This is a genomic window from Acidimicrobiales bacterium (genome assembly GCA_036273495.1).
Taxonomy (GTDB): domain Bacteria; phylum Actinomycetota; class Acidimicrobiia; order Acidimicrobiales; family JAJPHE01; genus DASSEU01.
On sequence record DASUHN010000191.1, the window covers coordinates 1 to 11,495 of the forward strand.

The 11,495-nt window shown below is 72.4% G+C and carries 11 protein-coding genes; 9 read left to right on the top strand and 2 right to left on the bottom strand.

The annotated features are described in order from the left end of the window. Window positions 1-558, top strand: a 558-nt coding sequence (locus tag VFW24_08075; protein ID HEX5266717.1) for an SDR family oxidoreductase, incomplete at its 5' end; no start/stop codon positions are given. A gap of 12 nt (window positions 559-570) precedes the next feature. Here VFW24_08075 and VFW24_08080 read toward each other — a convergent pair. Next, a complete protein-coding gene (locus VFW24_08080; GenBank protein ID HEX5266718.1) occupies window positions 571-2,325 on the bottom strand; it encodes an amidohydrolase family protein in 1,755 nt (584 codons plus the stop codon). 51 nt (window positions 2,326-2,376) lie between these two features. Between VFW24_08080 and VFW24_08085 the strand changes: the two genes are divergently transcribed. The 6 genes from VFW24_08085 to VFW24_08110 all read left to right on the top strand — a co-directional run bounded on the left by VFW24_08085 (window position 2,377) and on the right by VFW24_08110 (window position 9,418). Beyond that, entirely contained in the window at window positions 2,377-3,906 is a 1,530-nt protein-coding gene (locus VFW24_08085; protein HEX5266719.1) for a class I adenylate-forming enzyme family protein, read from the top strand. Further along, window positions 3,899-6,028: an acetate--CoA ligase family protein gene (locus VFW24_08090; protein ID HEX5266720.1), complete on the top strand. Its 2,130-nt coding sequence runs from the start codon at window positions 3,899-3,901 to the stop codon at window positions 6,026-6,028. The genes VFW24_08085 and VFW24_08090 overlap by 8 nt, the downstream gene beginning before the upstream one ends. A 46-nt stretch (window positions 6,029-6,074) precedes the next feature. After that, the gene (locus VFW24_08095) at window positions 6,075-6,563 is read left to right on the top strand and encodes a MaoC family dehydratase N-terminal domain-containing protein (GenBank protein HEX5266721.1); all 489 of its coding nucleotides are present in this window, start codon (window positions 6,075-6,077) and stop codon (window positions 6,561-6,563) included. Continuing rightward, entirely contained in the window at window positions 6,563-7,027 is a 465-nt protein-coding gene (locus VFW24_08100; GenBank protein HEX5266722.1) for a MaoC/PaaZ C-terminal domain-containing protein, read from the top strand. The genes VFW24_08095 and VFW24_08100 overlap by 1 nt, the downstream gene beginning before the upstream one ends. A gap of 91 nt (window positions 7,028-7,118) precedes the next feature. Beyond that, a complete protein-coding gene (locus VFW24_08105; GenBank protein ID HEX5266723.1) occupies window positions 7,119-8,603 on the top strand; it encodes an aldehyde dehydrogenase family protein in 1,485 nt (494 codons plus the stop codon). Further along, entirely contained in the window at window positions 8,603-9,418 is an 816-nt protein-coding gene (locus VFW24_08110) for a mycofactocin-coupled SDR family oxidoreductase (GenBank protein HEX5266724.1), read from the top strand. Before VFW24_08105 ends, VFW24_08110 begins: the two co-directional genes overlap by 1 nt. A 4-nt stretch (window positions 9,419-9,422) precedes the next feature. Here the strand turns inward: VFW24_08110 and VFW24_08115 are convergent, their stop codons facing one another. Further along, window positions 9,423-10,346 carry a TIGR03619 family F420-dependent LLM class oxidoreductase gene (locus tag VFW24_08115; protein ID HEX5266725.1) on the bottom strand — a complete coding sequence of 308 codons (924 nt, stop codon included), beginning with the start codon at window positions 10,344-10,346 and terminating at the stop codon, window positions 9,423-9,425. A 77-nt stretch (window positions 10,347-10,423) separates the two neighbouring features. Here VFW24_08115 and VFW24_08120 point away from each other — a divergent pair, with 77 nt between their 5' ends. After that, complete coding sequence (locus VFW24_08120) at window positions 10,424-10,897, top strand: nuclear transport factor 2 family protein (GenBank protein HEX5266726.1); 474 nt, start codon at window positions 10,424-10,426, stop codon at window positions 10,895-10,897. A gap of 45 nt (window positions 10,898-10,942) precedes the next feature. Then, window positions 10,943-11,495: alcohol dehydrogenase catalytic domain-containing protein (locus VFW24_08125; protein HEX5266727.1), on the top strand; the 553-nt coding region annotated here is incomplete at its 3' end.

The window sequence follows — 11,495 nt, forward strand, 5'->3', positions numbered from 1 at the left end:
CACCTGGTGAACGTGGTCGGCGGGAACCTGGCCGACGACTGGTTCCGCACCGCCGAGTACGACATGGCCGGCTTCGACCGGGTGGTGGCGCGCAACCTCCGCTACGCGGTGGTGTCGTGCCGGGAGATCGCCCGGCGCCTGATCGCAGCCGGCACCCCGGGCAGCATCGTGAACATCTCCTCGATCGCCGCGCGGGGAACCCCGCTGCTGGCCGCCTACGGGGCGGCCAAGGCCGGCCTCGAGTCGTTCAGCCGGACCATGGCCCTCGAGTGGGGACCCCAGGGAATCCGGGTCAACCTGGTGGCCCCGGGGACGATCAAGACGCCGCGCGCCGGCCAGGCGGACATGGACGAGGCGGCGCGGTCGATCCCGCTGCGGCGCAGGGGCGAGGCTCGCGACATCGCCGCCGCCGCCATGTTCCTCCTGTCCGACCTGGCCTCCTACGTGACGGCGCAGACGCTCGTCGTCGACGGTGGCAATAGCCTGGGCCATCCCGGCGGAGACGACCTGCCGGTCTTCGTCACCAACCCCGCCGTACGGGCCCGCTTCGGGCAGTGACGCCCGGACCGGTCAGTGAACGGCGACGGTCTCGGTGTTGCGTCCGGAGCGCAGGACCTGTCCGGGGAGGGCCCCGGCGGGCTGACCGTCCGTGATCGTCGGCGTCCCGTTCACGAACACCCGCTGCACGCCGGTGGACTCGGCGGTGAGCCGCAGGCTGTTGCCGGGCAGGTCGAAGACCCGCCGGGCCGGACCGCTGTCGACGGTCTCCGGATCGAACACGACAACGTCGGCGTAACGGCCCTCTTCCAGCCGGCCCCGGTCGGTGAGCCCGAACAGGCGGGCGGGGACGTCGGTCATGAGCTGCACGGCCCGCTCGAGCGGGACGAGCCGCCGGCCCCGCAGCGTGTCGGCCAGGAAGCGCGTCGGGTAGGGGGACCCGAGCATGCGGTCGAGATGGGCGCCGGCGTCCGAGCCGCCGAGCAACACGTCCTCCCGGGCCCACAGGTCCCGCCGGGCGGCCCAGTCGGCGTCCCCGTCCCCGGCGGGGAGGGGCCACAGCACGGTCCGGAACTCGTCGGCGCTGGTGATGTCGACGAGGGCGTCGGCGGGGTCGACCCCGACCTCGGCGGCGATGTCGGTGATCAGCCGGCCCTCGTAGCGCTTGTTCTCCGGGACCACGGTGTCCCCGATCCGGTAGTTGGAGAAGTCGGCCAGCCTCTCGAACGCCGTTCCGCGGGCCGCCCCCACCATCTGCTCGCGCACCGCCGGGTCGTGGAGCTTGGCCAGCTTCTCCTCCTTCGGGAGGGAGAGGATGTCGTGCCAGCCCGGGATCAGCCACAGGGCACAGAAGGTCCCGAGGCTCATGTTGTTGTCGGCGAAGATCGGCATCGTCAGCGCCACGACCCGGCCCCCGATCTCGCGCGCCCGCTGGGACGGCAGCAGCTGGTGGGCCACCCGCTTCTCCATGCCGGCCGCGATGGTGAGGACGTTCCAGTTGAGGGGCCGGTTGGCCTGGGCGCTCATCTGGGCCATCAACTCGATCTCCTCGTCGGAGAAGCCCTTGAGGCAGCCCTCGACGATGGCCTCGAGAGTGGTCCCCGGGTAGCGGCTGACGACCCGGCACAGCGTGAGCAGCTCCTCCTCGGACGCCACCCGGCTGGGCACGGGGTTGTTGTCCCCGTCGTTGTGGGTCGACGACCGTGTGGTCGACAGCCCGAGGCCGCCCGCGTCCAGGCACTGGGCCAGCAGGTCGGTGAGGACCTCGACCTCCTTTTCCGTGGACTGCCGCTCGGTGGCCTCGGGGCCGAGGACGTAGCGGCGCAGGGCGCAGTGGCCCACCAGGAACCCGGCGTTCACCGCGATCCGCCCCTCGAGGCCGTCGAGGTACTGGCCGAACGTCTCCCACGACCAGTCGACGCCGTTCTCCAGGGCCTCGAGCGGCATGCCCTCGACCTTGGCCATCATCCGCCGCGTGTAGTCGGCGTCGGCCGCCTTCAGCGGCGCCAGGGTGAACCCGCAGTTGCCGCCGAGCACCGAGGTCACCCCGTGGACCGACGACGGCGTGGCGTAGCCGTCCCAGTAGAGCTGGGCGTCGTAGTGGGTGTGGGGGTCCACGAAGCCGGGCGCCACGACGAGGCCGTCGGCGTCGAGGGTCGCACGCGCCGACTCGTCCACCGACCCGACCGCAACCACGCGGTCGCCGCGTATCCCGACGTCACCGCGCCGGGGCGCCGCTCCCGTCCCGTCGACGATCGTGCCGCCCCTGATCAGATAGTCGAGCATGATCCCTCCGCGGTAGCGCCGGGTGGCGGACAGTACCAGCACGGGGCAAGATGGGCTTTGCCCCCGCGGAGAGCCATGACTTCCTTCTTCGATGTGATCGCGGCCCACGCCGACGCCATGCCGGACGCCCTTGCTCTCCTGTCCGAAGAGGATGGCAGCCGGACCTATTCCGAGCTGGTGGAGCGGTCGGCGGCGCTCGCCGCGGCCCTGGGCAAGGGCCTGGGCGTGGCGCCCGCCGAACGGCTGTGCGTCTGGGCCGTCAACCAGCCGGCATGGGCCGAGACCTACCTCGCCGCCAGCGCCGGGCTGTTCGCCACGGTGGCGGCCAACCCCGAATGGACCGACGAGGAGATGGCGTTCATCCTCGAGCACTCGGAGACGGCGGTCGTGATCTGCGACGCCGCCCTGGCCGAGCGCGCCGTGGCCCTGGCCCGCCGCCTTGGCGGGGTGCGCCACGTCGTCGCCATCGAGGCCGACGGGGTCACGGCACCGTCCGGCGCGGTGGCGTACGAGGAGCTGCTGGAGATGGCCCCGCCCGATGCGCGCGCCCTGCTGCCCCAGGGGGACGACGTCGAGCTGCCGGCCCACATCATGTACACGTCCGGCACCACCGCCGGCCGGCCCAAGGCGGTCGTGGGCCAGATCACCGGGTCCTCACCGATCGACTACCACGAGATGCTCGGGCTCGGCCCCGCCGAGCGCGGCATCGTCGTGACCCCGTTCTTCCACGGCAACGGCATGGGCGGGCTGACGTCCGCCCTCCTGTATGGGGCCAGCGTCGTGTTCCCGCGCCGATTCTCGGCCCGCCGCTTCTGGCAGCTGGTGGACCGGTACCGGCCGACCTACCTCTGGACGCTCTCCCCGATCGTCAACATCCTCCTCGGTCACCCCCCCGGCCCCCACGAGCGCCGCCACGACCTGCGGGTCGGCGTGGTCCTCGGCGCAGCCGGAGCGGCGGCGCTGATCGAGGAGCGCTTCGGGTTCGCGGTCATCGACTGGTACGGGATGACCGAGGCGGGCATGGGCACCTACACCCGGCTGGGCGAGGAGCGGCGGCCCGGTTCGGCGGGGCGCCGCTTCCCCGACTCGACGATGACCATCCTGCGCGACGACGGCACCGAGGCCGAACCGGGCGAGGTGGGGGAGGTCGGCTTCCGGCTGGGCACGATCACCTTCGACGGCTACCTCAAGGACGAGGAGGCCACGCGGTCGGCGGTCGACGGCCAGTTCTTCCGCACCGGTGACCTCGGCTACTTCGACCCCGAGGGCTACTTCTTCTTCGTCGACCGCAAGAAGGACATCGTCAGGCGGGGAGGCGAGAACATCTCCTCCATCGAGATCGAGACGGTCATGCGCGCCTTCCCCGGTGTCGGGGACGCCGCCATCGTCGGTAAGCCGGATCCGGTGCTGGGCGAGCGCGTGGTGGCCTTCGTCGTCCCGGGGACCGAGGGCCGACCCGACCCGGCCGAGGTGCAGGCCCACGTGGCGGCGCACCTGGCCCATTTCAAGGTCCCCGAGGAGATCCTCTTCATCGACGAGCTGCCCCGCACCGCGACGGGCAAGGTCATCAAGAAGCAGCTGCGCGAGCAGCTGCCCCGGGAAGCGGCGAACGCCGGTGGCTGAGGCGGCAACGGACGCGGCACCCGCCGGAGGCCGGGGGCTCGACCGCACGCTTTCCCCGGGGTCGATCGCCATGGTCGGCGCGTCGAACAACGTCGCCGGCATCGGGGGCCAGGTCTTCGCCAACCTGGCCCGTGCCTTCTCCGGGCCGCTGTACCCGGTCCACCCCCGGGATCCCGAGGTGCAGGGCCACCGCGCCTTTTCCTCGGTCACCGAGCTCCCCGAGCCCGTCGACCTGGCGGTGATCGTGGTGCCGGCCGCCGGCGTGCCGGCGGTGATCGGGGAGTGCGCGAGCAGCGGGGTCGGGGGGGCGCTGGTGATCACCTCCGGGTTCGCCGAGGTGGGGCCCGAGGGAGCGGCGCTGCAGGACCAGGTCCGCGCCACCGCGGCCGAGAGCGGGCTGCGGGTGATCGGGCCCAACTGCATCGGGTTCATGAACCTGTTCGGGGGGGTGATGGCCAACTTCGCCCTGCCGCCGACGGCGCCGCTCCCGGCGGCCGGGCCGGTGGCGCTGGTGTCCCAGAGCGGGGGGTTCGGCTCCTACATCACCAACAAGGCCCTCCTGGCCGGTCTGCGGCTGGGTTGGTTCGTCAGCACCGGGAACGAGGTCGACGTCAACATCGCCGGGGTGCTGCGCCACCTCGTCGACCGCGAGGAGACGCGCGTGCTGATGCTGTTCAGCGAGACGCTGCGCGATCCCGACGTCTTCGTCGACGCCGCCTGCCGGGCCGCCGAGCTGGACAAGCCCATCGTGCTGCTCAAGGCGGGGCGGTCGGACGCCGCGGCCAAGGCGGCCATGAGCCACACCGCGTCGATCGTGGGCTCGGCGCGTGTGTTCGACGCCGTGGCCCGCCAGTACGGGGTGTTCGTGGTCGAGACCATGGAGGAGATGCTCGACCTGGGGATGATCTTCCAGGACGGGTGCCGGGTCCGGGGCCGCCGGGTGGGGATCCTCACCACGTCCGGCGGGGCGGGCGTACTGCTGGCCGATGCGTGCACGGCGGCGGGACTGGAGGTACCCGAGGTGCCGGCCGACGAGCAGGAGGCCATGCGCGAGCTGATGCCCACCCCCTTCTACGGCAGCACCGCCAACCCCGTCGACACCACGGCCCAGGTGGTCAGCCATCCGGGGGCGTTCCGCAACGTCTTGTTCTCCGTGGGGGAGAGCCGGGTGCTGGACATGGTGGTGGCGGTCACGTGGGCGGTGCCCGGCCCCGCCACCGACGCCCTCGTCGAGTACTACCAGCAGGGGGAGAAGCCGCTGGCGGTCACGTCCACCGCCTGGCTGGACGAGTTCCAGCAGGCCGGGGTCCCCACCTACACCGACCCGCGGCGGGCGGCCAACGCCCTGGGCGCGGTGGCGGCGCAGTCGCTGCGGGCCTTCCGCCCGGTGGCGCCGTCGGAGTGGAAGCCGGATCCCGACCGGGTGGACCGGGTGGGGCGGCTGCTCGCCGCCGCGGCGGGGCGGCGGGTCCTGCTGGAGTCGACCTCCAAGCAGGTGCTGGCGGCCTACGGCCTGCCCGTGACGCGCGAGGAGATGGTGACCGACGCCGAGGGGGCGGTGGCAGCGGCGGGGCGGATCGGTGGGGCGGTGGCGCTCAAGGTGATGTCCTACGACCTGCCCCACAAGACCGAAGCCGGGGCCATCCGCCTCGGGGTGAGGGGCCCGGACGCGGTTCGCGCCGAGTACGGGGAGCTGCTCGAGGCCGTGCGGCGCCGGGCGCCGGCCGCGGCCATCGAAGGCGTGCTCGTGCAGGAGATGGTGCCGGCGCGCCTCGAGCTCACGTGCGGCGTGCAGCGCGACCCGGTGTTCGGGCCCGTCGTGGCCGTCGGGCTGGGTGGGGTCATGGTCGAGATCCTCAGCGAGGCGGCCCTGCTCCGGCCCCCCTTCGGGCCCGACGAGGCCCGGGCCGCCCTGGCCGGCCTGCTGGGAGGGCGCCTGGTCGGGACGGCCCGGGGCCTCGACGAGGCGGAGCAGGCCGAGCTGGCCCGGGTGATGGTGGCCCTCGGACAGCTGGGCCTCGAGCTCGACGAGGTGGCCGAGGTCGACGTCAACCCTCTCCGGGTGGCGGACGGGGTGGTGCGCGCCGCCGACGCCCTGGTCGTGCTGACCGGCGCTGGCTGAGCCCTTCGCACCTCAGGTGGCCGATTCCTCCCATATATCGGATGCGATGCGCGCCAGTGTGGGGCGCGAGCTGTCCCGAATGGTCTCGTTCCCCGTGTCGGAGTCGGACATCCGGCGCTGGGCGGTGGCGGTGTACCACCCCGAGGAGCCGCCCCGCCTGTTCTGGGACGAGGACCACGCCCGGGCCTCGGTGCACGGGGGCATCGTCGCTCCGGAAGAGTTCAATCCCTTCGCGTGGATGACGGCGGAGCCGGCCGGTCTCCGGCGGGCGCCCGAGGGCGGCATCCACGCCCTCGAGCAGGCCCTCGGCATCCCCGGTCCGCCCGTCCGCTTCCAGCTGAACGGCGGGCTGGAGGCCGAGTACGGGGTGCCCATCCGCCCCGGAGACGTGATCACGTCGGTGACCAGGCTGGCCGGGTACCGCGAGCGCCCCGGCCGCCTCGGCCTCATGCTGTTCGCCGTATCCGAGGCGACGTGGACCAACCAGCGGGACGAGTGGGTCAAAACGTCCCGGAGCACCCTCATCCGCTACTGATGCCCACCACCCCCGACGACCGCGCCGGTGCCGATCCACCGGGTCCCCGGCCGGGCGACCCGATTCCCCCCTTCTCGCGCACCACCGGCTTCGACCTGTGGAACCGCTACGCGGCGGTGAACGACGAGTTCGTTCCCATCCACATGGACGACGAGGCGGGGCGGGAGGCCGGCTTCCCGGGCGCGTTCGGCATGGGCAACCTGCAGTGGTCCTTGCTGCACAGCCTCCTGCGCCAGTGGCTGGGGGACAGGGGCCGCATCGTCCGCGTCGCCTGCCAGTTCCGGGCCCCCAACCTCAAGGGCCGCACCGTCACCGCCGCCGGGCGGATAACGCAGGTGCGCCGGGACGGAGACGAGCTCCTCGTCGACCTCGAGGTCTGGACGGTCGACGACGAGGGGGCGGCCCTGGCGCCCGGGACGGCAACGGTCGCGCTGCGTGCCGGGCGGGAGAAAGCCGGTTCCTGACCGGGTACTGTCGACGAACCCCGGGCCTCCCGCCGGGCCCGGCGCGGATCACTCGGACCGGAACCAGTCGGACAGACAGGAGCGTTTCAGCGTGGCCACAGCCATGATCGACACCGACCGCGACTACCACCTGTGGATCGGTGGCGAGCCGGTCAAGGGGTCGAACGGCACCTACGAGATCGTGAACCCGGCCACCGAGGAGGTGGTGGGCCTGGCCCCCGAGGCGTCCGCCGACGACGCCAAGGCCGCCGCCGCATCGGCCGCCGCCGCCTTCCCGGCCTGGTCGCAGACCACGCCGGAGGAGCGGGCGGCGCTGCTCAACCGGGCGGCCGACCTGGTGACCGAGCACTACGCCGAGCTGGTCCCTCTCGTGCAGGCCGAGACGGGTTCGACGATGCAGCTGGCCCAGATGGCCCAGGTCGGCGGCACCATCGCCCGGATCCGCCGCTATGCACGCGGCGCCCTGGAGCCCCTCGACGTCGGGTTCACCCCGGTGCCGATCTTCGGCGGGGGCCCGGAGGGCCCGGGGGGCGGGATCGCCAACGCCGCTGCCGTCCGCCTCCCGGTCGGGGTGGTGGCCGCCATCAAGGCCTACAACGTCCCGATGAACAACGTCATGGGCACTCTGGGCCCGGCGCTGGCGACCGGCAACACGGTCGTGGTGAAGCCGGCATCACAGGACCCGCTCGGGGTGATCAGGCTGGTCGAGCTGTTCAACGAGGCCGGCTTCCCCCCCGGGGTGGTCAACCTGATCGTGGGGTCGAGCCCGGAGTCGTCCCAGGCGCTGGTGGCCTCGCCCGACGTCGACATGGTCAGCTTCACCGGCAGCACCGAGGTGGGCCTGCGCATAGCCGAGGCCGCCGCCCGCGACCTGAAGCGGGTGCTGATGGAGCTGGGGGGCAAGGGCGCCAGCGTGGTGTTCGAGGGTGCCGACCTGGACCGGGCCGCTCAGGGCACCGCCAGCACCTTCACCTATCACGCCGGCCAGATCTGCACCGCCCCCACCCGGCTGATCGCCCAGCGCAGCGTGTACGACGAAGTGGTCGCCAAGGTGGCCGAGATAGCCCGGGTGGTGAAGGTCGGGGATCCGACCGATCCCGCCACCGTGGTCGGCCCGATGATCAGCGGCGCCCACCGCGACCGCGTGGTCGGCTACATCCGCTCGGGCACGGCCGAGGGCGCCACGGTCGTCGCCGGCGGGGCCGATGCTCCGCTCGACCGCGGCTACTTCGTGCAGCCGACGCTCATCGCTGACTGCCGGCCGGGGATGAAGGCGGTGCAGGAGGAGATCTTCGGACCGGTCGTGGTGGCGATGCCCTTCGACGACGAGGAGGAGGGGATCGCCATCGCCAACGGGACCGAGTTCGGGCTCTACAGCTACGTGTGGACGGGGGACACGGCCCAGGGTCTGCGGGTGGCCCGCCGCATCCGGGCCGGCAACATCGGCATCAACACCGTGGCCCGGCACATGGAGACGCCGTTCGGCGGGTTCAAGAAGAGCGGCATCGGCCGGGACGGTGGCTCCTACGGGCTGCTCGCCTACACCGAGCTGCAGGCCCAGGTGTGGCCGGGCTGATGGGACGCCTGGACGGGAAGGTCGCCTTCATCACCGGGGCGGCGCGCGGTCAGGGGCGCGCCCATGCCGTACGGATGGCGCAGGAGGGCGCCGACGTGATCGCGGTGGACATCTGCGCCCAGATCGGGTCGGTCGGGTACCCCATGGCGACGCCCGAGGACCTCCGGGAGACAGAGGCCCTGGTCGAGAAGGAGGGCCGCCGGGTCGTGGCCCGCCAGGCCGACGTACGCGACCAGGACGGCCTGCGGGCCGCCTTCGAGGCGGGCACGGCCGAGCTGGGGCCGTGCCAGATCGTCGTGGCCAACGCCGGGATCCACCCGGTCGGCACCTTCGGCGCCGCCGCCCCGCAGGGGTGGCGGGATGCCGTCGACGTGATCCTCACCGGGACGTGGAACACCCTGCAGGTCTCGGTCCCCCAGATGGTCGACGCGGGCGGGGGATCGATCATCATCATCAGCTCGTCCAACGGGCTCAAGGGCCACACCGACGGATCCGGTGGCTGGGACGGCTACACCGCCGCCAAGCACGGCGTGGTGGGCCTGATGCGGGCGTACGCGTGGCTGCTCGGGCCCAAGAGCATCCGGGTGAACAGCGTCCACCCCTCGGGCGTGCCGACGGGGATGACGATGAACCAGCTCTTCGCCGACTACGTCACGCAGTTCCCCCAGCACCTGCCCCGGCTGCAGAACGCCATGCCGGTGGAGTGGATCGACCCCGAGGACATCGCCAACGCCGTGGCCTGGCTGGCGTCCGACGAGGCCCGCTACGTGTCCGGCGTCACGCTCTCCGTGGACGCCGGGTCCAACATCCTCTGACGGCTCAGAGAGACGGGAGGACCTCGGCCGCGAACCAGCGGAGGTAGTCGAGGTACTCGTCGGCCGAGCCGGTGCGCGCCAGAGGTATCGGCGTGCGGGTGATGCCCATGGCCGACAGGGCGGAGAAGCCCTCGAGCAGCCGGTCGCGCTGGGCGCCCAGCCGGGCCGCCGACGCCCCCTTGAAGTCGAGGCCGAAGACCTCGGGGTCGGGGAAGCCGAGCCAGCACAGCTCGAAGGTCTTCTCCTTGCCCCGGTACTCGGGCTGCTCCCGGATGTAGTCGAGCAGCGGGGGGATCTCGTCCACGGTGAAGTCGGTCGGGTTGGGCTGCCATCCCTCGTGGCGGGCGGCCCGGCGCAGCGCCGCCTTGGAGTTGCCGCCGACGTAGATGGGAGGCCGGGGCTGCTGCAGGGGCTTCGGGTCGAAGGCCAGCCCCTCGATGGTGAAGAAACGGCCCCGGTACACCGGCTCCTCCGCCGACCACAGCTCCTTGATGGCTTCGAGCATCTCGTCGGCGATGGCGCCCCGGTCCGCGAAGGACACTCCCAGGACCTCGAACTCCTGGACGGCGTGACCCACGCCCACCGAGACGTCCACCCGTCCGCCCGAGAGGACGTCGAGGGTGGACAGAGCCTTGGCCAGCGCGAGGGGGTGGTGGTAGGGCAGGACCAGGACCGAGGCGTCAACGCGCACCCGGCGGGTCGCGCCGGCCACGAAGGCCAGCACGGTGAGGGCGTGGGTCCAGTAGCGACCGAGGCGGGGCACCTCCCAGTACGGCATGGCGAAGTGCTCCGAGGTGGTGATCGCATGGAAGCCCAGCTCGTCGATGACGGCGGCTATGCGCTGGTGCTCCGGAGCCTCCAGCCCGGTCATCCATTCCGGAGAGCCGGGGAGGTGGTTGTTCCCCGGCAGCCCCACCTGGATCTTCACGAGGCGACCTGCACCGCCGCAGCCTATCCACGCCCTCCGCTCCCGACCGGCCGGCGGGGCCGGATGTACCGTGGGCCATGGCCGCTCTTGACGAGGAACTGCCGGCGCGCATCCGGCGTCTGGAGGACCTGGAGGCCATCCGCCAGGTGTTCGTCGACTACGGCCACCATCTCGACCGCGGGGATCTCGAGGCCTACGCCGAGCTGTTCGCCGAGGACGGGGAGGTGCTCCTCGGACCGATGGGCCGGGCCCGGGGACGGGCGGAGATCCGCGAGCTGATGGGCCGCGCCACCGCCGCCAGCGCCGGGCGCAGCTGGCACCTGGTCACCAACCCGATCATCGAGCTCGACGGGGACCGGGCCACGGCGGAGGTCATGTGGACCGTCGTGATGCGGGGTGAGGACGGAAAGGCGGTCCTCGGCATGTTGGGCCGCCATCGCGACGTACTGGTGCGGCGCGACGGGCGCTGGCTGTTCCTGCGCCGGGAAGGCCACATCGACGTCCCTTCGCGCTACCCGGGTGGAGCGGCGGGGCAGAAGGCCGGGAACTGACGCGACCCGGCCGGCCGTGGGCCGGCCGGCGGCAAGGGAGAGGTCATGCGAGGAATCGTGTGGACGGGGCAGCTGGAGGTCCATGACGACGTCGAGGTCCGCCCGCCCGGGGACCGGGAGGTCACGGTCCGGATCATGCGGGCCGGGCTGTGCCACAGCGACGTCTCGGTCCTCAACGGGACCATCCCGTTCCCCACTCCCGTGGTCCTCGGCCACGAGGGGGCCGGGATCGTGGAGGAGATCGGCGCCGCGGTCACCAGTGTGAAGCCCGGGGACCATGTCGTGCTCACCACCCTGGGGAACTGCGGGCAGTGCGCCGCCTGTGACCGCGGCCTGCCGACCCACTGCCGGAACTCGGTCGGCGGCGGGGCGGGTGCGGGCCGGTTCCGCGTGGGAGGCGCCGACGCCTTCCAGTTCGCCAACGCCGGCGTGTTCAGTGAGCGCACCGTCGTATGGGAGACCCAGTGCGTGGTGATCGACGAGCGGGTGCCCCTGGACTCGGCGTGCCTGATCGGCTGCGCCGTCCTGACCGGAACCGGTGCGGTGCTCAACCGGGCGCGGGTCCAGCCCGGACAGACCGTGGCCGTGATCGGCGCGG

What these genes read in the sequence shown, in the direction of transcription:
- VFW24_08120 (HEX5266726.1), top strand. Translation starts at nt 10,424, where the DNA reads ATGGCCGCTCTTGACGAGGAACTGCCGGCGCGCATCCGGCGTCTGGAG.
- VFW24_08100 (HEX5266722.1), top strand. Translation starts at nt 6,563, where the DNA reads ATGCCCACCACCCCCGACGACCGCGCCGGTGCCGATCCACCGGGTCCC.
- VFW24_08095 (HEX5266721.1), top strand. Translation starts at nt 6,075, where the DNA reads ATGCGCGCCAGTGTGGGGCGCGAGCTGTCCCGAATGGTCTCGTTCCCC.
- VFW24_08110 (HEX5266724.1), top strand. Translation starts at nt 8,603, where the DNA reads ATGGGACGCCTGGACGGGAAGGTCGCCTTCATCACCGGGGCGGCGCGC.